At 62.7% G+C, this 18,443-nt stretch carries 21 protein-coding genes; 13 read left to right on the top strand and 8 right to left on the bottom strand.

The window, feature by feature from the left end; genetic code table 11:
• Positions 1–131 precede the first annotated feature (131 nt).
• On the bottom strand, positions 132–665 hold the full coding sequence (locus tag VMW12_10285; GenBank protein HUZ50101.1) for a hypothetical protein: 534 nt from the start codon (positions 663–665) through the stop codon (positions 132–134).
• A gap of 585 nt (positions 666–1,250) precedes the next feature.
• On the opposite strand from VMW12_10285, the gene ggt reads away from it, so the two are divergent.
• From ggt to VMW12_10260, 5 genes are all read left to right on the top strand, one after another.
• Positions 1,251–2,969: a gamma-glutamyltransferase gene (gene ggt / locus VMW12_10280; GenBank protein HUZ50100.1), complete on the top strand. Its 1,719-nt coding sequence runs from the start codon at positions 1,251–1,253 to the stop codon at positions 2,967–2,969.
• Positions 2,969–4,096 carry a hypothetical protein gene (locus VMW12_10275; protein HUZ50099.1) on the top strand — a complete coding sequence of 376 codons (1,128 nt, stop codon included), beginning with the start codon at positions 2,969–2,971 and terminating at the stop codon, positions 4,094–4,096. The genes ggt and VMW12_10275 overlap by 1 nt, the downstream gene beginning before the upstream one ends.
• Positions 4,093–4,572, top strand: coding sequence for a hypothetical protein (locus tag VMW12_10270; protein HUZ50098.1), 480 nt, complete (start codon positions 4,093–4,095; stop codon positions 4,570–4,572). The genes VMW12_10275 and VMW12_10270 overlap by 4 nt, the downstream gene beginning before the upstream one ends.
• A gap of 93 nt (positions 4,573–4,665) precedes the next feature.
• On the top strand, positions 4,666–5,523 hold the full coding sequence (locus VMW12_10265; protein HUZ50097.1) for a transketolase: 858 nt from the start codon (positions 4,666–4,668) through the stop codon (positions 5,521–5,523).
• Positions 5,516–6,529: a transketolase C-terminal domain-containing protein gene (locus VMW12_10260; protein HUZ50096.1), complete on the top strand. Its 1,014-nt coding sequence runs from the start codon at positions 5,516–5,518 to the stop codon at positions 6,527–6,529. Before VMW12_10265 ends, VMW12_10260 begins: the two co-directional genes overlap by 8 nt.
• 76 nt (positions 6,530–6,605) lie before the next feature.
• On the opposite strand, the gene rpsO is transcribed toward VMW12_10260, so the two are convergent.
• From rpsO to VMW12_10245, 3 genes are all read right to left on the bottom strand, one after another.
• Positions 6,606–6,869 (bottom strand): 30S ribosomal protein S15, encoded by a 264-nt coding sequence (gene rpsO / locus VMW12_10255; protein HUZ50095.1) that lies wholly within the window; start codon positions 6,867–6,869, stop codon positions 6,606–6,608.
• 123 nt (positions 6,870–6,992) lie between these two features.
• Positions 6,993–7,244 carry a hypothetical protein gene (locus VMW12_10250; protein HUZ50094.1) on the bottom strand — a complete coding sequence of 84 codons (252 nt, stop codon included), beginning with the start codon at positions 7,242–7,244 and terminating at the stop codon, positions 6,993–6,995.
• Between the two features lie 44 nt (positions 7,245–7,288).
• Positions 7,289–7,669 carry an acyl-CoA thioesterase gene (locus VMW12_10245; protein ID HUZ50093.1) on the bottom strand — a complete coding sequence of 127 codons (381 nt, stop codon included), beginning with the start codon at positions 7,667–7,669 and terminating at the stop codon, positions 7,289–7,291.
• A 98-nt stretch (positions 7,670–7,767) separates the two neighbouring features.
• Here VMW12_10245 and VMW12_10240 point away from each other — a divergent pair, with 98 nt between their 5' ends.
• From VMW12_10240 to VMW12_10220, 5 genes are all read left to right on the top strand, one after another.
• Complete coding sequence (locus VMW12_10240; protein HUZ50092.1) at positions 7,768–8,334, top strand: NAD(P)H-dependent oxidoreductase; 567 nt, start codon at positions 7,768–7,770, stop codon at positions 8,332–8,334.
• A 1-nt stretch (position 8,335) separates the two neighbouring features.
• On the top strand, positions 8,336–9,103 hold the full coding sequence (locus VMW12_10235) for an SDR family oxidoreductase (GenBank protein HUZ50091.1): 768 nt from the start codon (positions 8,336–8,338) through the stop codon (positions 9,101–9,103).
• 79 nt (positions 9,104–9,182) lie between these two features.
• Positions 9,183–9,506, top strand: coding sequence for a Rieske (2Fe-2S) protein (locus VMW12_10230; protein HUZ50090.1), 324 nt, complete (start codon positions 9,183–9,185; stop codon positions 9,504–9,506).
• A complete protein-coding gene (locus VMW12_10225; GenBank protein ID HUZ50089.1) occupies positions 9,503–10,006 on the top strand; it encodes a helix-turn-helix domain-containing protein in 504 nt (167 codons plus the stop codon). Before VMW12_10230 ends, VMW12_10225 begins: the two co-directional genes overlap by 4 nt.
• Positions 10,007–10,029: 23 nt before the next feature.
• Positions 10,030–10,593 (top strand): type 1 glutamine amidotransferase domain-containing protein, encoded by a 564-nt coding sequence (locus VMW12_10220; protein HUZ50088.1) that lies wholly within the window; start codon positions 10,030–10,032, stop codon positions 10,591–10,593.
• A 56-nt stretch (positions 10,594–10,649) separates the two neighbouring features.
• On the opposite strand, the gene VMW12_10215 is transcribed toward VMW12_10220, so the two are convergent.
• Positions 10,650–11,282 carry a hypothetical protein gene (locus VMW12_10215; GenBank protein HUZ50087.1) on the bottom strand — a complete coding sequence of 211 codons (633 nt, stop codon included), beginning with the start codon at positions 11,280–11,282 and terminating at the stop codon, positions 10,650–10,652.
• Positions 11,279–11,716: a hypothetical protein gene (locus tag VMW12_10210; GenBank protein HUZ50086.1), complete on the bottom strand. Its 438-nt coding sequence runs from the start codon at positions 11,714–11,716 to the stop codon at positions 11,279–11,281. The genes VMW12_10215 and VMW12_10210 overlap by 4 nt, the downstream gene beginning before the upstream one ends.
• 12 nt (positions 11,717–11,728) lie before the next feature.
• On the opposite strand from VMW12_10210, the gene polX reads away from it, so the two are divergent.
• Genes polX through VMW12_10195 form a run of 3 tightly spaced genes read left to right on the top strand, consistent with a single transcriptional unit; the run spans position 11,729 to position 17,125 of the window.
• Complete coding sequence (gene polX, locus VMW12_10205) at positions 11,729–13,621, top strand: DNA polymerase/3'-5' exonuclease PolX (GenBank protein ID HUZ50085.1); 1,893 nt, start codon at positions 11,729–11,731, stop codon at positions 13,619–13,621.
• On the top strand, positions 13,618–14,412 hold the full coding sequence (locus VMW12_10200) for an alpha/beta hydrolase (GenBank protein ID HUZ50084.1): 795 nt from the start codon (positions 13,618–13,620) through the stop codon (positions 14,410–14,412). Before polX ends, VMW12_10200 begins: the two co-directional genes overlap by 4 nt.
• Before the next feature lie 10 nt (positions 14,413–14,422).
• The gene (locus VMW12_10195) at positions 14,423–17,125 is read left to right on the top strand and encodes a PAS domain S-box protein (protein HUZ50083.1); all 2,703 of its coding nucleotides are present in this window, start codon (positions 14,423–14,425) and stop codon (positions 17,123–17,125) included.
• Here VMW12_10195 and fdhD read toward each other — a convergent pair.
• A complete protein-coding gene (fdhD, locus tag VMW12_10190; protein HUZ50082.1) occupies positions 17,115–17,930 on the bottom strand; it encodes a formate dehydrogenase accessory sulfurtransferase FdhD in 816 nt (271 codons plus the stop codon). The genes VMW12_10195 and fdhD overlap by 11 nt on opposite strands.
• A gap of 26 nt (positions 17,931–17,956) precedes the next feature.
• A partial coding sequence (locus VMW12_10185) for a hypothetical protein (GenBank protein ID HUZ50081.1) occupies positions 17,957–18,443 on the bottom strand: 487 nt, incomplete at its 5' end.

The following is an 18,443-nucleotide window of genomic DNA, read 5'->3' as shown; positions in this document are numbered from 1 at the left end:
GATGCGCGCTCGATCCCATCGAGAGGCGGGCTACTACCCACGGGCGCGATCTCATTTGCACACTGACGGAACGGCGTGCTTTTGGGAGTCGCCTTGGATATCAGGCTGCCAAGCATGATTCCTATCATTGTCTAACCGTTACTCGATTGCTTGCATTGATCTTGCTTGACCTGAACGTTCTGAGTTAGTTTATTCCACGGAAATAACAGCTTCGCCTGAGCTTCGTTGACCTCTGCCAATGCCGACTGAAGAGTCCCATACACGGATCCGTTAAACGGAAATATTGGAAAGCCTGAGTTGCTAGCACCAACCCCAATTGGCCCGGCATTTATGCCACCCGAGAAGTTTACAAGGAACGAAATATACTCGTTTCCGCCGTAGGTTTGGTACTCGTAGGCAATTTGTTCGGTGACTGCACCCACCTTGGCCCAAAGGGCAAAACTATTGCTTATCTGATCATTGTGATCATCCTGGCCGTTGATTGACGTGTTGTTCTGAAGTTCGCCGTTGCATGTTGAGATCGCAATGGGCCCAGAACCGCCGGGCGGAAGAATGGGTGTGCATACTGAGCATCCAACCCCGCCACCGCCGGGTGCGGGCTGCCAGGAGCCGGGCGTGCAATTCGTGCCGCCCACATCTGTCGCGCAGCCGCCGGGAACCCACACATCACCACCGCCAGCTCCGCAAGCGGTAACGGGATGCGCTCCCGCGATCGCACTTGTATTTCTGCCGGTGGGACCTGCGAGATAGCAGTTGCCGCCACCCGAACCGCTGCCGCCGCCGCACAATACCGTGTTGCATCCGCCGGCTACAACCGGGCGTAGCGAAGGTGCGGCGTTTGAAGCCGAAGCTGCCGTAACTGCAGCGTCTCCGGACGCGGATTGAGTCGTACCCTTAGGTGGCGCGCCGTACTCCGTGGCCGGCGCAACTCCAGTGCGTACGGACTGGCTCCCGGGCGCACTAGGCACATACGAATTGCTAGCGCCCGAGCAATTTGCAAGGAGCATAGAGAGACTCAGCGCTGAAAGCGCGAGCATTTGTCTGGTTCTCAAGAAAAAACTCCATCGTTTGAAGAATAAGCTACAAACGGTGTATAAAAGGCACGCTGCCCACACCACCTGAACGCGCCGCTTCGCCGCCCACCAGACGCTTCCCGTTTGCGGTGCCGTTATTCCCCGCCACCGGTATGCGGCGCGCGCGCTGTGTGTGGATTTAGGGAACGAACAATTCGCTGGCGAAAGCTACGGGTTATGAAGCGATTGATGACTGGAATTATCGCCGCACTGTTGGCGCTCTCCGCGACGCCGTTGCGGGCTGGGGCTCCGCCGGTGAGCGTCGGGGCTCATGCGATGGTTTCGACCGAGCAGCGGCTGGCCTCGCGAATCGGGCTCGACGTCCTCAAGCACGGTGGGAACGCCGTCGACGCGGGGGTTGCCGTGGCGTACGCGCTCGCGGTGGTCGATCCGTGTTGCGGGAACATCGGCGGCGGCGGGTTCATGCTGATTCGCATGCACGACGGGCGCGAGCGCTTCATCGACTTCCGTGAGAAAGCGCCCCTGGGCGCGAGGCGGAACATGTACCTAGATAGCCACGGGAACGACGTGCCCGAGCGTTCGCGCAAGGGGTGGCTCGCGATCGGCGTTCCCGGAACGGTGATGGGCATGGAGCGCGCGCGCCAACAGTACGGCACGATGTCGCGGGCCGCGCTGATGGCGCCGGCGATCGCCCTCGCGCGCAACGGGTTCACCATGACGCAGGGCGATCTGCTACCGTTTATCGGCTCGGCGAGTGAAGGCTACAGCGGCGCATACACGTTCGCGAAACAGCCCAACGTTCGCGCCATCTGGATGCCGCACGGGCGCTTGCCGCGCGCGGGCGATCGCATCGTGCAAAAGAACCTCGCTCACACGCTATCGTTGATTTCGCAGCAGGGCGATGCTGCGTTTTATCGCGGGGCGATCGCGCGGGCCGTCGTTGCCTCGAGTAAGAAACACGGCGGCCTGCTCACGATGAAAGATTTCGCGGATTACACGGTGGACGAATCGCAGCCGGTGCATTGCACGTACCACGGGTACACCATCGCCTCCGCGCCGCCGCCGAGTTCCGGGGGCGTGACGCTCTGCGAAATTCTCAACATCGTTGCCCCCTACCCGTTTGCGTCTTGGGGCTGGCATAGCCTCAAGGAAACGCATTACCTGATCGAAGCGGAACGCCGCGCATACGCGGATCGCAACAATTACCTCGGCGATCCGACATTTGTCAAAAATCCGGTCGCGCAACTGCTCTCGCCTGCCTACGCCGCGAAGCTTCGGGCGACGATCTCGCCCGATCGCGCAACGCCGTCGTCGCAGGTAAAACCCGGCCTTTCGATTACGCATGAGAATAACGATACGACCCACTTCTCGATCGTCGACGCGCAGGGCGACGCGGTTTCGATGACGTTCACCATCAACGACTGGTTCGGCGCGGGCGTCATCGCCGGCAATACCGGGTTCTTCCTCAACGACGAAATGGACGATTTCACCTCGAAACCGGGCGTACCGAATATGTTCGGTCTGGTGCAGGGCGTCGCGAACGATATTCAGCCCGGGAAGCGCCCGCTCTCGTCGATGACGCCGACGATCGTTACCAAAGACGGTAAGCTCGCGATGGTGACCGGCAGCCCCGGCGGCTCGCGCATCATCACGATCACGCTGGAAACGATGCTCGACGCGCTCGTCTTCGGCATGAACGCGCAACAAGCGGTCGATGCGCCGCGCATCCACATGCAGTGGTTGCCCGACCGCATCGAATACGAACCCGGCGCGTTGACGAACGCAACGATGGCGGCGCTACGCAGCGAAGGCTACACGCTCAAGATGATTCCGTCGTGGGGCTCCGCACAGGCGGTCGTCGTCGATCCGAAGACGGGCGTTCGCTATGGCGGGACCGATTGGCGCCACCCTTCGGGCGCCGCGCTCGGATACTAATGATGCCGGTCGCTCTTTCAGCGCCGCTCTATCGCGTCGTCGGTATCGGCACGTTGCAAGACGTCGGCGGATCGGCACGGGCCATCAATGCGAACCACGCCGTCGCCGGATCGATCGACGGCGCCGCATTCACGTGGGCTAATGGAACGTTGACGCTCTACCGCCCGCCCAAAGCCCTCGACCCCGACGACGTTGCATCCAGCGTTGCAACGGCGATAGCATCCGACGGCACGGCAGCCGGGAGCCTCGGCACGTACGGTCCGGTCGCGATGAGCGGGTTGGAAACGGCAACAGCGGCGCTTTTTCGCAACGGAGCGATTTCGTATCTCGATCGCTCGCGTAACGAAACCTTCGAAGCCTTCGGCATCAACGATCGCGACACGGTCGTCGGCGTGGACGCCTATCGGGGATTCGTACGCGACGCGGATGGAAGCATTGCAAATATCGTCCCGCTCTCAACGCGTTCGGATTGGAACGGTAGCGCCGCAAGCGCGATCGACAACGCAGGCATCATCGTCGGGGCGACGACCGTGAACGTGCCGTGGACGTTCGATGCCGCGCTCCCGCCGCCGCAGGACGGCTATGCGCCCGCGCGTCACAGCGTCGAAGCGCTGCCGATCCACGCGTTCGAGATGACGCGTAGCGCAAGCGGACAGCACATGCGCGATCTCGGAACGATACCCGGCTTCCTCGATACTTACGCGACGGCGCTCAACGCAGGCGGTATCGTCGTCGGTTACTCCGGAACGACGTCGGGGCCGAAGTGGTCGCTCGTCGAGGGCCCGAGCCACGCGTGGGTGTACGAACGTGGGCGCATGCGAGACCTCGGCGTGCGCAAACCCGGCGATTCCAGTTACGCGCTCGGCATCAACGACGCCGGAACCATCGTCGGCTGCTCGGGACCGACGCAGCGCGTGCCGTGGCTGCAGACCGGCGCTCCGCCTTCGTCCCGCGACGTGGCCGTTCGGTGGGTCGATAACGGCATTCAAAATCTCAACGCGCTGATTCCCGCGAACTCCGGTTGGAAGCTGCTTTGCGCGCGCGCGATCGATCGCGACGGATGGATCGTGGGCGACGGACTCTACGACGGCTCGCCGCGGGCTTTCGTGCTCGAACCGCGGTCGTGACCAAGAGCGCGGCCCTACTGGCGGAATGCTCGCTCGTGACGCGCACGCCCGACGGCTGCGCGTGGTGCGGAAAAGCGCTCCCCGCACGCCGCCGCACCTGGTGCAGCGATCGGTGCGGCGACACGTTTTGGAAGAATCACTGGTGGTCGCTCGCGCGTCGCGCTGCGAAGCGCCGCGACAAGTATCGGTGCACGAAGTGCGGGCACGCGTTGCCGAAGCGCCCCGCGCGCGCCGCCTTCCGTACCGAGGCCGCATACAAAAAAGCGATGAGCGCGTGGCGCGCCGCGCGCAAGACCGGACGTCTCGAAGTCAATCACATCGTCGCAGCGAACGGGCGCCACGCGCAGATCAGCTGCGTGCACCACGTCGAGAATTTGGAGACGCTCTGCATCGCGTGCCACGCGCTCCACACCGCGGACCTGCGCGATCGCGTAAAGCTCGCCAAAGCCGAGCGGGCTGCCGCAGCCGCCGGCTGACGCTATTTGGCTGGCCCGCGCTCGACTTTTGGACCGAGCCTTTCCTGCAAATCCACTAGGTCCGCCGCACGTGCGGCTGGTATAACGGCACCCATGCAGAGTCTCACCCCAAAACGCCTGACCGAATTACAGGTCAAGGCGAACGACGTACGCCAGGGCATCATCGAAGCCTTGGCCGCCGCCGGCTCCGGGCATTCCGCCGGTTCGCTCGATATGGCCGACGTATTCACGGCGCTCTACGGCCACATCATGCGCCACGATCCGAAGAAGCCCGAGTGGCCGGATCGCGACCGCCTGCTGCTCTCGTGCGGCCACATCGCTCCGGTCCGGTACTCCGCGATGGCGCACTTCGGCTACTTTCCGGTGGAAGAGTTGCTCACGCTGCGCAAGTTCGGTTCGCGCTTGCAAGGGCACCCCGAGCGCGTGAAACTTCCGGCGCTCGAAACGACGTCGGGCCCGCTCGGCGAAGGGCTGGCGCAAGGCGTCGGCATGGCGCTTGGAGCGAAGCTCGATAAAAAAGATTGGCGCGTCTACGTGGTAACCTCGGATGCCGAACATCAGTGCGGCCTGCATTGGGAAGCGATGATGACGGCCGGAAAATTTCATCTCGACAACCTCACCTGCATCATCGATCGCAACTTCATCCAAATCGACGGCAGCACCGAAGATATCATGCCGCTCGAGCCGCTCGGCGATAAATACCGCGCGTTCAACTGGGAAGTGATCGAGTGCGACGGCAACGATATCGCCTCGATCGTCGAAGCCGCGAAGAAGGCGGCCGCGACCGTCGGCAAACCGCAGGTTATCGTTGCGAATACCGTTCCGGGTAAGGGCGTCTCGTATATGGAAGGCGATTATACCTGGCACGGTAAGCCGCCGAACAAACAGCAAGCCGACGAAGCGCTGAACGAGTTGCAAGCCGCACGCGAAAGGATCCTCGCCAATGCCTAGCGCCGATACGATGGACGCAGCAGCCCACGCCATGCACTTGGTCGACTATCGCGACGCCGCGACGATCAAGCAGGTTCCGACGCGCAACGGCTTTGGCGAAGGGCTGATTGAAGCGGGCAATCGCAATAAAAATGTGGTCGCGATTTGCGCCGACCTTGCCGAGTCGACGCGCATGGAAGGCTTTAAAAAAGCGTACCCAGAGCAGTACATCGAAATCGGCGTTGCCGAGCAATTGCTCGTAGCGATGGCCGGCGGCTTGGCCGCAGTCGGAAAAACGCCGTGGATCGCGAGCTATGCGATGTTCAATCCGGGCCGCTCGTGGGAGCAAGTCCGCACGATCATGGCGCTCAACGAGTCCAACGTGAAGATCGCGGGCGCGCACGCCGGCGTATCCGTCGGGCCCGACGGCGCGACCCACCAAGCGATCGAAGATATCGCGATCATGCGCGTCATCCCGCACATGATGGTCGTGGTGCCGTGCGATTCGGTGCAGACCAAGAAAGCGACGATCGCGCTCTCCGAGAAATTCGGGCCGACGTACCTGCGGTTCGCGCGCGACAAGTCCGCAATCGTCACGACGGAAGAGACGCCGTTCGAGATCGGCAAGGCGCAGACGTTCCGCGACGGCAACGACGTGGCGATCGTCGCCTGCGGAATCTTACTCTATAACGCCCTGATCGCGGCCGAGGAGTTAGCGCGCGAAGACGGCATCGAATGCCGCGTCGTCAACAATCACACGGTCAAACCGATGGACGAAGGGGCGATCGATGCTGCGGCCCGCGAATGCGGCGCCATCGTCACCGTGGAAGAGCATCAAGTCCATGCCGGTATGGGCTCGCGCGTTGCCGAGATCGTCGCGCAGCGCCATCCGGTCCCGATCGAATTCGTCGGCGTGCAGGATCAATTCGGCCAATCCGGCGAGCCGACCGAACTCATCGAACATTACGGCATGGGCACCGCCGCCATCAAAGAAGCGGCGCGAAAGGCCTACAAGCGTAAATCGTAGCCGGAGCGAGCAAAACAAAACGGGACGCCATCGGCGTCCCGTTTTTGTTTTACGATTGCGGTTATGCGCTCGGCTTTTAGCGGCGCAGGCCGAGATCGGCGATGAGCTTACGGTAGCGCTCGATATCTTTGTGCATCAGATAGTTGAGCAACCGGCGGCGCTGGCCAACCTGCAACAGCAGGCCACGGCGGCTGTGATGATCTTTTTTGTGAATCTTCAGATGCTCGGTGAGCATGTTAATCGTCGCGGTGAGAACGGCGACTTGCACTTCGGCGGAGCCGGTGTCGTTGGCGCCGCGGCCGTACTTAACGGCAAGTTCGGCTTTTAATTCTTTGGAAATGGGCACGGATTGAACTCCTTGTTCAGGAAAGACTCGGCCGGGTACAGGGCGAGGTGCTCCATCCCGGCGACCGGCGTAGCATAGCAGACCGGCGGACGTCCCGCAAGCGGAGTTAGCTCAGGCCTAGCGGTGCAGGGTGTACGCGACGGCGGCGAGCGCCGCGAGAAGGACCGCGGTTTGGCCCAGCATCCAGCCGATCGTCGCGCGGAAATTCGCGTCGATCTTGCGGTCGACGCCGTCAAACCGCCGGTCCACGCTCTCGAAGCGTCGGTCAATGCCATCCAAGCGTCGATCGATGCTGTCGAGCCGCTTGCCTACCTGCTCGAAGGCGCCTTCTAGCCGCGCGATCGGGGTCTCCCAGGGCTGTGCGGTCATACTCCCCTCCTCGCCCATCCTATCACGCGCGGGGGTGCGGCCGGCTAGGCCTCGTCGCGCACCGGGGTGGGGCGGCCGTCGGGGCCGACGGCGACCATGACGAAGCGGGAGGTGGTTGAGAGGTGGCGCGCCCCGGTCACGGGATTCTCGCCCCACAGCTCCACGTCGATGGCGATCGAGGTGCGGCCGATCCGTGCCACGGTCGCGATCGTCTCGGCGAAGTCGCCGGTGCGGATCGGCGCCTTGAAATCGGTTCGGTCGATCGAGGCGGTTACCACGGGCTTGCGGCAGGCGCGCATGGCGGCAATGCCCGCGACGACGTCCATCATCGCCAGCGCCTTGCCGCCGAAGAGGGTGCCGTAGTTGTTGGCGTCGGTTGGGAAGACGATCTCGGTGCGTCGCTCCACGATCTGTTCGGTAGTCACGCGACTAGTATACGCGGCGATGGGCCGGGCGGCGCAACCGCCCTTCCGGCAGGCGTTCGCGCTTGCGGGCGCAAGATTCAGGGATGAGCGGCTTTTTCGTGCCCGTCATCTATGGTTCGGTGCGCAGCGATCGCCAGGGCATCAAGGCCGCGCGCTGGGTCGTCAACGAGTTGCGCCGGCGTGGGATGGATCCGATGTTGATCGATCCGATGGAGTACCAGCTGCCGATGCTCGATCGCATGTATAAAGAGTACGCGCCCGGAACGGCGCCCGCGCTGATGGAGTCGTTAGCCAAGACGTTTCGCGCCGCCGACGGCTTCGCAATCGTTTCGGGCGAATACAATCACGGTATCCCGCCCGCGCTCAAAAATTTGATGGATCACTATCTCGAAGAGTACTTCTGGCGTCCGGCGGCGATCGTCACGTACTCGGGCACGCGCTGGGGCGGCACGCGCGCGGGGGTGCAGCTACGCGCGACGCTTGGCGAGATGGGTATGGTGACCATTCCGTCCATGCAGCCGATCGGGACCGTGCAAGATGCGTTTACCGACGACGGGACACCGACCGATCCGAAACTGGCCGAATACTCCGCGCGGTTCTTCCAAGAGTTCGTGTGGTATATGAACGCACTGAAAACCCAACGCCAACACGGGGTTCCTTACTGATATGGATCTTGGAATTAAAGGGCGCGTCGCGCTCGTAACCGGCGGCAGCGCCGGGCTCGGAGAAGCCGTGGCGCTCGCGCTCGCAGCCGAAGGCGTGAAACTTGCGGTGGCTGCGCGCCGTGCCGACCGCCTCGAAGCGGTCGCGCTCCACGCCAAACAACTCGGGGCGGAAGACGCTCGCGCCTTCACCGTCGATTTGAACGACGAGGCGTCGATCGCGGCGCTGCTGAGCGACGTGCGCGCGGCATACGGCGGGGTCGATATCCTGATTGCCAATAGCGGCGGCCCCAAACCCGGCCCGTATTCCAGCATGAGTCTGCAAGATTGGGACGAGGGTTATCGCGGGGTGCTGCGCAGCATGCTCGCGCTCGTCGACGGCGCGTTGCCGCACATGCGCGAGAGCGGATGGGGACGCATCGTCGCGCTCACGTCGTCGTCGGTGAAACAGCCGCTGAAAACGCTGGTCCTTTCCAACGCGTTTCGCACCGCGTTGATCTCCGCGTTAAAAACGCTCTCGATCGAAGTGGCGAAAGACGGCGTCACCGTCAACTCGATCGCGACCGGTCGCATCCTCACGGACCGGCTGCGCAAGCTCTATCCCGATGAAGGTTCGATGGAGCGCGCCGCACAGGCGGACGTGCCGATCGGCCGGGTAGCGACGCCGCAAGAGTTCGCACCGATGGTGGCGTTTCTCTGCGGCGAGGGCGCGCGTTACGTCACCGGCCAAACCATCGCTGTGGACGGTGGATTGATCGCAAGCCTCTTCTAGCGTTTACAGCTTTTGTTGCATCGCGGCGCGGGCCGATGAGGTACGCTGCCTGGGCCTTGAAGTGCAGAACGCGCGTGGCATGAGCGAATTCATGCGAGTCGCCGACGTGGCGGCGCTCCCTCCGGGGGAGCGCTTGGTTGCGTCATTCGGACGCTACGACGTGGCGGTATTCAACGTTGAGGGCGAATTCTTCGCGCTCGAAAACGCCTGCCCGCACCAAGGCGGCCCGATGGCCGACGGGTGGATCGAGGGTACGACGGTCACCTGCCCTTGGCACGCCTGGTGTTTCGATCTGCGGACGGGAAAGATGACGCTCGGCGATTTCGCGTCGATCCCGCGCTTCGCGGTCACGGTCGAGCAAGGCGGCATTTTCGTCAGCACGGAACCAATCGAGGACGTATGAGTGAGCTATCTGCCTGGGATGGGCGCTTGGGAACTGCCGGAGGGCCGGCCTTCGGACGCGCGCTGCGGGCGCTGGCCGACGAACGAGAAGTCTCGACGCACCGTCTAGCCGAGGCGCTCGAGGTCTCCGCCGACCGGATGGACGCCGTCCTGGCCGGAAGCGAGCGTATCGGGGTGGCCGCCCTCGCGCGGCTGGCCGTCGCGCTGCGGAGTAAGCCGATCGAGTTCTTGCAACGCACCGAGATTTTGGGCCTTGCGGCCTACGCGTTCGGCCTCGATCCGCTGTACTTTCTGCCCGAGGGGCAGACCCGGTACGACGCGCGCATTTACATGCGCGAGATCAACCCGCGGCATCAGGTTCCCGAAGGCGATATGACCAAACGCAACGCTACGCTGCGGGCGCTCGGCGAGGACGACATCCTCGACCCGCTCGGCAAGGCGGAGCTGGAATTCGCGTATCTCCTGCGGGCGGCGGTTCAGCAAACGGGTGGGACCCTGTAACCCCCGGAGCGAACACGGCCCCGATGCTAGGAGTGGAAGGTAAACGCATCGCCGCGCTCATCGGCGATGGTTTTGAAGAAATCGACTTAATGGAGCCGCGCCGCGCTTTGGAAGAAGCGGGCGCTATCGTCACGATCGTGGGCGTCGAGGAGCGCTCCCGCCAGAAAATTCGCGGTAAGCGCGGCCTCGATGAAGGCCAAGCCGCGAAGGCCGAAGAGCTTGTCGCCGATTGCACCGCCGAGGACTTCGACGCGTTGCTGATCCCCGGCGGCGTATCGCCCGATCAGATTCGTACGGATAAGGAAGTTCAACGCTTCGTGCGCGAGTTCGATGTCGCCAAGAAGCCGATGTTTTCGATCGGCCACGGCGCGCAGGTGTTGATCTCGGCACAGCTCGCGCGTAGCCGGCAGATTACCGGAGCGCAATCGATCGCCGACGATATCCGCAATGCGGGCGGATTGTTCCGCGATCAGCCGACCGTGCAAGACTCAAATTGGGTCTCGACGCGCGGTGGCGAGGACATGTTGCAATTCAATCGCGCGATGCTCGAGAAACTAGCATCCGCGGGTGCGGCACAGGTCGTATAAACACGATTGCGGAGAAGACCGAAGCGAGGGCGCGTCGACGACGCGCCCTCGCTTTTTTATAAAGGGTCGAAACGCGCGAGCGTTTCGCCATATTGTCGTAGCGCGATAAATCCGGCCACGAGCGCGATGAGCATGCCGAATGCGAGCGCGTTCGCATAGACTGCCAGCCCGTAACAGAGCGACGTGATGGAAGCGGCGATGCCCACGTAGAGCCAGCGTGAGGGCCCGGATCGCACGGTCGCGCTCAGCGTGACGAGCGTTGCGGCGAGCACGGTCACCCAAGCGAGTATGAAGTAACTCGGCGGCGCGGCGAATCCGCGCGCCCACTGCGCACCCCAATACGAAAACGTTGCCAAGCTTGCGATGATGCACGGCGTCAGTGCTCGCGCGCGCGCAAGTTCCCGGCCGAAGATCGGCGCGCCCAGTTCGCAAAGATCCAAATCCGGGTCGCGCCCGGCCACCTGCAGCAATGCGGAAATCATTCCTAGTGCGGAGCAGAAAAGCATCGGCCCGGCTAGCCAAATACTGCGAATTGCGACGCTTGCATAGTGGGGATCGGTTCTCGCTTCGATTCCGTGCGGTGCCACGAAGCCGGCGATAACGGCCGTTGCGATGGTGTAGCCGATCGCGCGCCGCTCCGCGCGTAAGCGAGCGAAGACGATAGCGAACATCGGGCGCGCGCGCATCATGCGGAGTGTAAGATCCGTCCGTCCGTGCAAAAAGCCGCCGCCGCCGCGCGGTCGACGTGCGTGCTGAAAAGCGCACGCGGCCCCACCGCCGCAAGGATGTGCGACGCAAAGGCGATCGCGGGCCGATCCATCACCACCACGATCGGCGAAGCGATCAGGGCGCCGACAATCGGAAAGGCGAATGCCGGGTGTACGCCCGCGAGTCTCTCCATCAGCTCTTCGGCATCTGCCAATGCCGCGACGGGGTCGATGTCGCACAGCGCGGCACGATAGCCGATGTAGCGCGCAAAATCGCGCTCTTCGAGGTGCGCGGGATCGTGCCCGACAAAGGCCGCCAAGCGCTTGCAGTGTACCGGCTGAACGGTGGGATCGTAATCGCCGATGGAGACGGATCCGGAGCGCGCCTTGACCAATCCAGCCGCCATCCGTGCCACGATTGCGGCCTCATGAGAGCTCGCACAAGGCCGGACGACGGATGCCCCGAGCGGGACGTCGAGCGTCAGCGGACCTATTTCGGCGTGCGCGCCGTCGGTAAAGCGCGCATCGCGCATGCGGATCGCGATCATTGCCCGGAGTTGCTTCGCGCCAACGCGAATCGATCCCGTGAAATGCTCTCGAACGCGCAAGTCGCAGCCAAGCTGCTTGAGATCCGCACCCTTATGGAAATGGCGGGCGAATCGTTCTACAAATACATGGCATTCGAGAAAGCCGCGGCCTCGATTGAAAACGCGCCGCCGCTCGCGGACGTGATCGTCAGAGGCGAATTACTGACGTTACCCTCGGTGGGAAAGTCGATCGCCGCGGCGATCGAACAGCTGCTCGCCACCGGGACTTCGGAACAATTGGTGGAGCTGCATCGGCGTTTCCCCCCAAGCATCCTCGAAGTACTCGCCGTCAACGGCATCGGAACCAAGACGGCGGCCACGCTCTACGCCGATTTCGGAATCGGATCGCTAGGCGATCTCGAGGCGGCGATTGCGGACGGCCGGCTCTTAGGCGTACCGCGTTTGGGGCCGAAGACCATCGAGAATTGGAAGCGCGGGATCCTTGCGGTGAAGGGGCGATCGGTTCGAACGCCGCTCTCGCGCGCGCTCGCCGTCGCGCGTGAAGCGATGGCCTATCTCCGAGGTGGTCCCGCGCCGATCTCCCGGCTCACCTGCGCGGGCAGCATCCGTCGCCAGGAGGCGACGGTCGGCGATGTCGATATCGTCTGCACCAGCGACGATGCTTCGGCCGTCACAGCTTATTTTGCGGCTTGGCCGGAGGCGGACGCCGTACTCGCCGAGGGACCGACGAAAACCAGCATTTGGCTGACCGGCGGTTTACAGATCGATCTGCGCGTCCTCCCGGATAACGTGTACGGCAACCTGCTGCAACACTTTACCGGATCGCGCGAGCACAACATCAAGCTCCGCGAGTACGCGGTACGCAAAGCATTACGCGTAAGCGAAAACGGCGTTCTCGATCTGCGAACCGGAACCAATACGACCTGCGGGGACGAGGCGCAGGTGTACGAGGCACTGGGGATGGCGTGGATTCCGCCGGAGTTGCGCAGCGGGCTCGACGAGATCGACCTCGCGGTTTCCGGTATGCTTCCCGCGTTGGTCGACGTCTCGGACGTGCTCGGCGATTTTCACATGCATTGTACGTGGAGCGACGGACGGGGAACGTTAGAAGAGATGATCGCCGCGGCCGCCGCTCGCGGATACGCGTACCATGCGGTCAGCGATCACTCGCAAGGCCGCGGCAGACGCTACGGTTTGGATCCGCAGCAGCTCGGCGAGCAACGCGAATTCGTGGCGTCGCTCGGGGCGAAGTACGGTATCCGCACGCTCTGTTCGAGCGAGGTGGATATTCTGCCGGACGGCTCGCTCGATTACGACGACCGGACGCTCGCCGCACTCGATATCGTTATTGCCAGCGTGCACTCGGCCTTCGACATCTCGCGCGAAGCGATGACGGCGCGCCTGATTCGTGCGTGCGAAAACCCGTACGTCACGATCATCGGTCACCCAACCGGGCGGATGCTCGGTGGATTCGCCGGCTACGAATTCGATTACGATGCCGTATTCGCGGCAGCAGCGCGCACCGGTACCGCGCTGGAGATCGACGGACAGGACCTGCGGCTCGATTTGCCGGCTCCCCTCGCCCGACAAGCCAAGCGTTACGGCGTAACGTTCAGTTTGGATAGCGACGCTCACGATGCGGCGGGCTTAGCCAATGTGGAATTAGCGGTCGGGCAGGCGCGGCGCGCCGGACTCACCAAAGATGACGTGTTGAACGCCCGTTCCCTAACGGACGTATTGGCATTCGTCGCCCGAAAACGTGAGTTGAAATGATTGAAACTCGGGACGTGGTGGGGCACGGCGGGGTGGCGTGCGCGGTGCGCAGCGCCGGCACTAACGGGCCGGCGCTGGTCTTCGTGCATGGCGTCGGGTCCACCGCCGCGATTTGGGACGCGCAGCTGCGTGCGTTCGATGATGCCTATCGTTGTTTCGCGATTGAATTGCGCGGTAACGGCATTCCGCCCGAACCGTCGCCGTCGGAGATAACGCGAGCCGGGTATGCCGGCGACGTGCTCGCCGTGTTGGATGCGTACGCGATCGAAAGCTATACCATTATCGGTTGCAGTTTAGGCGGCGTGGTGGCGTTCGAATTATGGAAACGCGATCCAAGCCGGATCGATGCGATGGCGATCGTCGGCAGCTTTGCTCGCTACCCGAACGCGCGGTCGTACGCCGACGGCATCGCCGCGGCGGTCCGCGCTGCCGGAAGCATGGAAACTTTCGCGCGCGGTCGCGCGGAGAAACTCGGCTTGCCACCGGAGCGCCTGCGCGAAACCGTAGAACAGATGGCGTGCAAGACCGTTCCTTCGTATCTTGCCGCGACGGAGGCTACCTGGACCGGTGACTATCGCGATCTCTTGCCGGGTATAAGCGTACCCGCGCTCGTCGCGTGCGGAGAGCACGACGCGGTCGCGCCGTTCGCGCTCTCTGAAGAAATTGCGGCAGGTATCCCGGTGAGCGAACTTAGCGTCATCGCCGGAGCGGGGCACGTCGCCAACGCCGATGCGCCGGCGCGGTTCAACGAGCGCTTGCAAACGTTTCTTGCCCGCCATATACGATCGTGAGCCTATGCCGATGCTGAAGCCACCCTTACCGGAAATTGAAAGCGAGCGCCTTAAGGCGCTGCAAGACCTGCAAATCCTCGATACGCCTGAAGAAGCGTTGTACGATGCCTTCACGCACCTAGCTTCGGAGCTGGCGGGTACCAGCATCGCGACCATCAGCTTAGTCGACGAAGACCGTCAGTGGTTCAAGTCCTCTCGCGGCTTACCGGTCCGCGAGATCTCGCGTAATATCTCGCTATGCAATCCTGTCGTTGAGAGCGGCCATGCGATGATCGTGCCGGATATTCGAGTTGACGAGCGGTTTCGCGACAATCCGTTGGTTACCGAAGAGCCGTTCCTGCGGTTCTATGCGGGGCTGCCGCTAACGACTGCCGAGGGCCACACTATAGGGACTCTTTGCGTGATGGACCAGGTGCCGCACACGCTGAGTCCTCTACAGATTTCCGCGCTCGAGTCGATTGCAAAGGCACTGATGGCGGCTCTCGAATCGCGTCGTCGCTTTTTGAAGTTGTTCGATTCGGCGCACATCGATCTATTCACGATCGATCCGCTTGCGAAAACGATCGCTTTTGCTTCCAAGGGTGCCTGCGAACGATTGGGATATTCCCTGCGCGAGATCGCGGGCATGCCCATCTTCGACGTGCTCCCAATTCTCCTAGATCGTGCCTTCGACGATGCGATCGCTCGGATTCGTTCGGGGCTCCCCGTCGTCCGCGACGCCGAGCTGCGTCGACGGGACGGTACGTCCTATCCGGTCGAACTGCGCGTGGATCTCGTACGAGAAGACGGAACCGAACGCGTTATCGCCATCGCCATCGATCAGACCGAGCGGGAGATCGCGCGGCGTGAAATCGATTTGCTTACTCGCGCAATTAACGTCGCGGGCGATGCTATCCTCGTATACCGCGTCGTGCCCGGCGGCACGTTGCAACTCGATTACGTGAACGATGCGTTCACGTTGAGGACCGGTTACTCGCACGACGAGGCGCTTGGCCGATCGCTGGAGTCTTTTCGACAGAACATGCCTGACGACGAAGGTATGCGTAAAGCGCGAAGCGCTCTGGCCGGTGGAAAGCCGACCGAAGCGGAGCTGATCAGCTACCGAAAAGACGGTTCCACTTACTGGAATCAGGTATCGCTCTACCCAATTCTCGACGCGCAGGGAGCGATCACGCACTGGGTGTCCATCGAACGCGATATCACCGATGAGGTGCAACGCACGGCCGCTCTTGAGGAAGAGCATGATCGGCTGCTCGCCCTTACGCGCAGCGCACGGCGACTCTTCACCGCGCTCGACGCGCGCGAAGTCGTAACGACGCTGCGAGAGATCATCACGGAGTTGCTCGGCATCGAATCGCGAGTGCTCGCGGTAACCGACGATGGACGCTGCGTCGAAGTCGAAGAGCTAGGTTGTATAGGGGCGGACGGCGGCATGGGCGATGCGCTGGTCGACGAGGCTATGGAACGAAGGGCTCGCGCCCTTTCGTCGCTGCGGAACCGCGCCGTAGCCTATGCCGGGCGCTTCGGCGACGCGCAATATGTCCTCGATCTGCATGCCCAAGTTGGGCATCAGCTTCGAAGTACCGACCTCTTCGTGATCGATCTCTTGGCCGAGTACTTCGTGGTTGCCGCTCGCAACGTGACCCTCTACAACGAGCTTGACGAACGCCGAAGCGCCGTGCTCGAACTGAGCCAGACGAAGAGCGACCTCATAGCGATGCTGGCCCACGATTTTCGCGGCCCGCTGACATCCATCGTCGGTTTCGCCGATCTCACCAGCGAGGTTGCCGAAGTCACGGACGAGCAGCTCGATTTCCTTGCCACGATCAAAGATTCTGCAATGCAGCTCTCCGAACTCGCTAGCGATACGCTGACGCTTTCGAGACTGGAACGCAACGAAATTACGCTGCAATTAGGGCAGGTAAATCTCGAGGAACTCGTTCGAACGATAGCATCTCAGTACGCCAACCGCCGGAAGGTGATCGTCTCCACGATCGGATCGGCGACGGTGATCGGCGATGACGAGCGGCTCCGGCAAGTCTTTACGAACCTCATCGATAACGCGATCAAGTATTCGCCCAACGGAACCGCACCGGAAATCACCATCGACGGGACCGGAGATCCGGTACTGGTGAAAGTGCGCGACAGCGGGATCGGCGTACCGGCCGGCGAGACCGGGGCGGTTTTCGAACGCTTCTCGCGAGGTTCGAACGCGCGCGCGTTGCATATATTGGGTACCGGCTTCGGACTATTTTTAACCAAGCAACTCGTCGCGCTCCACGGCGGCAGCATCGCTCTTGAGAGTGCGCTGGGCGAAGGCAGTACGTTTACGGTACGCCTGCCGCGGCAGGTACCGCGCAGCGGTACGCCGCGTTCGGTCGTTGTGCTCGATGCCGAGCGAGACCGTTCGTTCGTTGCCTATGGATTGCGGGAGGCGGGTTACCGCGTCTCCACGGCCGGAAGCGTCGAGGAGTTCTTCCACGCGGCCGATCTTCAACACGTCGATGCGTTACTGGTGAATCTACCCGTATTAACCGCAGAGAACGTCGTCCAATTGCGTACGTTTGCGCGCGAGCGCTCGATCCCGCTGGTGGCGGTATCGGACGAGCCTACGCCGCTGCTCGGGGCGAGCGAAACCCTGATGCGGCCGGTGCTCGCGGCGGAGGTCGTGGCCACGTTCGATCGGCTCGTGGGCCGCGCGGTTACTGCGTGATGCGTTCCGGCACGCTGTAGATATTCACGCGCCCGTCGCGCAGAAATCCCGCCAGCGTAATGTTGAACGCTCGAGCGAGATCGACGGCTAGACTACTCGGAGCCGATACCGAGCACACGACCGGTATGCCCGCCACCGCGGCTTTCTGCAGAATTTCGTAGCTGGTTCGGCCGCTCACCAGCAGTACGCAAGAATGCAGCGGTAAGCGCCCTTCGATGCGCGCCCAACCGATCGCCTTATCGACGGCGTTATGTCGTCCGATGTCTTCGCGCGCAACCAACAGGGTTCCATCCGCGTCAAAGAGCGCCGCAGCGTGCAGGCCTCCGGTTTCGCTGAAGACGCGTTGCGCCTTTCGCATGCGCTCCGGCAACTCGTAGAGCAGCGTAACGGGCACGCGTAGATCGGACGAAACCGGCGGAATGCCCGTGTCGCGCAACGCTTCGAGGTTTGCCTTGCCGCAGACGCCGCACGAACTGTTCATCGTAAAATGGCGTTCGAAGCGCGAGAGGTCCGCGCTTGCGCTGCGAACGCGAACGTTGACGATGTTGTAGCGCTGCTCGGCATCGACAGAAGGATCGACGCAGTATCCGATGCGTTCGATGCGTTCGCCGAGCGGAACGATGCCTTCGTTCGTGACGAAACCGGCCGCCAGTTCGAAATCGTGGCCGGGCGTGCGCATCGTGACGGCGAGCGTCTGCGTCCCGTCGTCGCTCAATAAGCGCAATTCAAGCGGCTCCTCGGTAACGACATCGTCGAATTTCGTGTGTCGTTCGCTACCGAGGTACGCATCGAGCGTTACCGGCACGGTTCTGCCCGGTCGCGCGTCGCCGATCATCGCGGCTGGCGGAATGCCGCTCGGGGGTCGGCCGCGGAAGCTTTCCCGGCTTCGATCAGCGTCTCGCGGAGAACGTATCCGCCGAAGAGCGTCAGAATCGACGCCGCGGTGGCCCGCACCGCATCGAGCGGTTTGGGCAGGCGGAACGCGCTGCCGATGAGATTGAGCGCCATCGGAGCCACGATCCCGGCGAGCAGCGTGTGGGTGCGAAATTTCTCCCCGCGCGCTCCTTCAAACATCGGTGCGCCGTAACTTCCGGCGGCGCGCTTGAAATCCAGAAGTATCGCAAGTTCGGCTCCGCCCGCCACGATTTCCAGGCGTTCGAGTTTGCGCGTAACCGCGTGGTTGCCTTCGATGGTTGCCAGCAGGCCGGCGAGGGCGCACGCCCCGGCAAAGCCGGAGCAGACCGATGCTGCGGGAATATGTTTTTTCCCCGCGCCCCATAAGGGAATGGCGGTCGCCGAGAGCAGCACGCCGGTGTAA

This window comes from Candidatus Dormiibacterota bacterium (genome assembly GCA_035532835.1).
Lineage (GTDB): Bacteria > Vulcanimicrobiota > Vulcanimicrobiia > Vulcanimicrobiales > Vulcanimicrobiaceae > DAHUXY01.
This window is presented reverse-complemented; position numbering and strand designations above follow the sequence as displayed.

Excerpts from the sequence above, each read along its gene's own strand:
- ggt (HUZ50100.1), top strand. The coding sequence starts at position 1,251 with ATGAAGCGATTGATGACTGGAATTATCGCCGCACTGTTGGCGCTCTCC.
- VMW12_10275 (HUZ50099.1), top strand. The coding sequence starts at position 2,969 with ATGATGCCGGTCGCTCTTTCAGCGCCGCTCTATCGCGTCGTCGGTATC.
- VMW12_10265 (HUZ50097.1), top strand. The coding sequence starts at position 4,666 with ATGCAGAGTCTCACCCCAAAACGCCTGACCGAATTACAGGTCAAGGCG.
- VMW12_10260 (HUZ50096.1), top strand. The coding sequence starts at position 5,516 with ATGCCTAGCGCCGATACGATGGACGCAGCAGCCCACGCCATGCACTTG.
- VMW12_10250 (HUZ50094.1), bottom strand. The coding sequence starts at position 7,244 with ATGACCGCACAGCCCTGGGAGACCCCGATCGCGCGGCTAGAAGGCGCC.
- VMW12_10235 (HUZ50091.1), top strand. The coding sequence starts at position 8,336 with ATGGATCTTGGAATTAAAGGGCGCGTCGCGCTCGTAACCGGCGGCAGC.
- VMW12_10230 (HUZ50090.1), top strand. The coding sequence starts at position 9,183 with ATGAGCGAATTCATGCGAGTCGCCGACGTGGCGGCGCTCCCTCCGGGG.
- VMW12_10225 (HUZ50089.1), top strand. The coding sequence starts at position 9,503 with ATGAGTGAGCTATCTGCCTGGGATGGGCGCTTGGGAACTGCCGGAGGG.
- VMW12_10220 (HUZ50088.1), top strand. The coding sequence starts at position 10,030 with ATGCTAGGAGTGGAAGGTAAACGCATCGCCGCGCTCATCGGCGATGGT.
- VMW12_10215 (HUZ50087.1), bottom strand. The coding sequence starts at position 11,282 with ATGATGCGCGCGCGCCCGATGTTCGCTATCGTCTTCGCTCGCTTACGC.
- polX (HUZ50085.1), top strand. The coding sequence starts at position 11,729 with ATGAGAGCTCGCACAAGGCCGGACGACGGATGCCCCGAGCGGGACGTC.
- VMW12_10200 (HUZ50084.1), top strand. The coding sequence starts at position 13,618 with ATGATTGAAACTCGGGACGTGGTGGGGCACGGCGGGGTGGCGTGCGCG.
- VMW12_10195 (HUZ50083.1), top strand. The coding sequence starts at position 14,423 with ATGCTGAAGCCACCCTTACCGGAAATTGAAAGCGAGCGCCTTAAGGCG.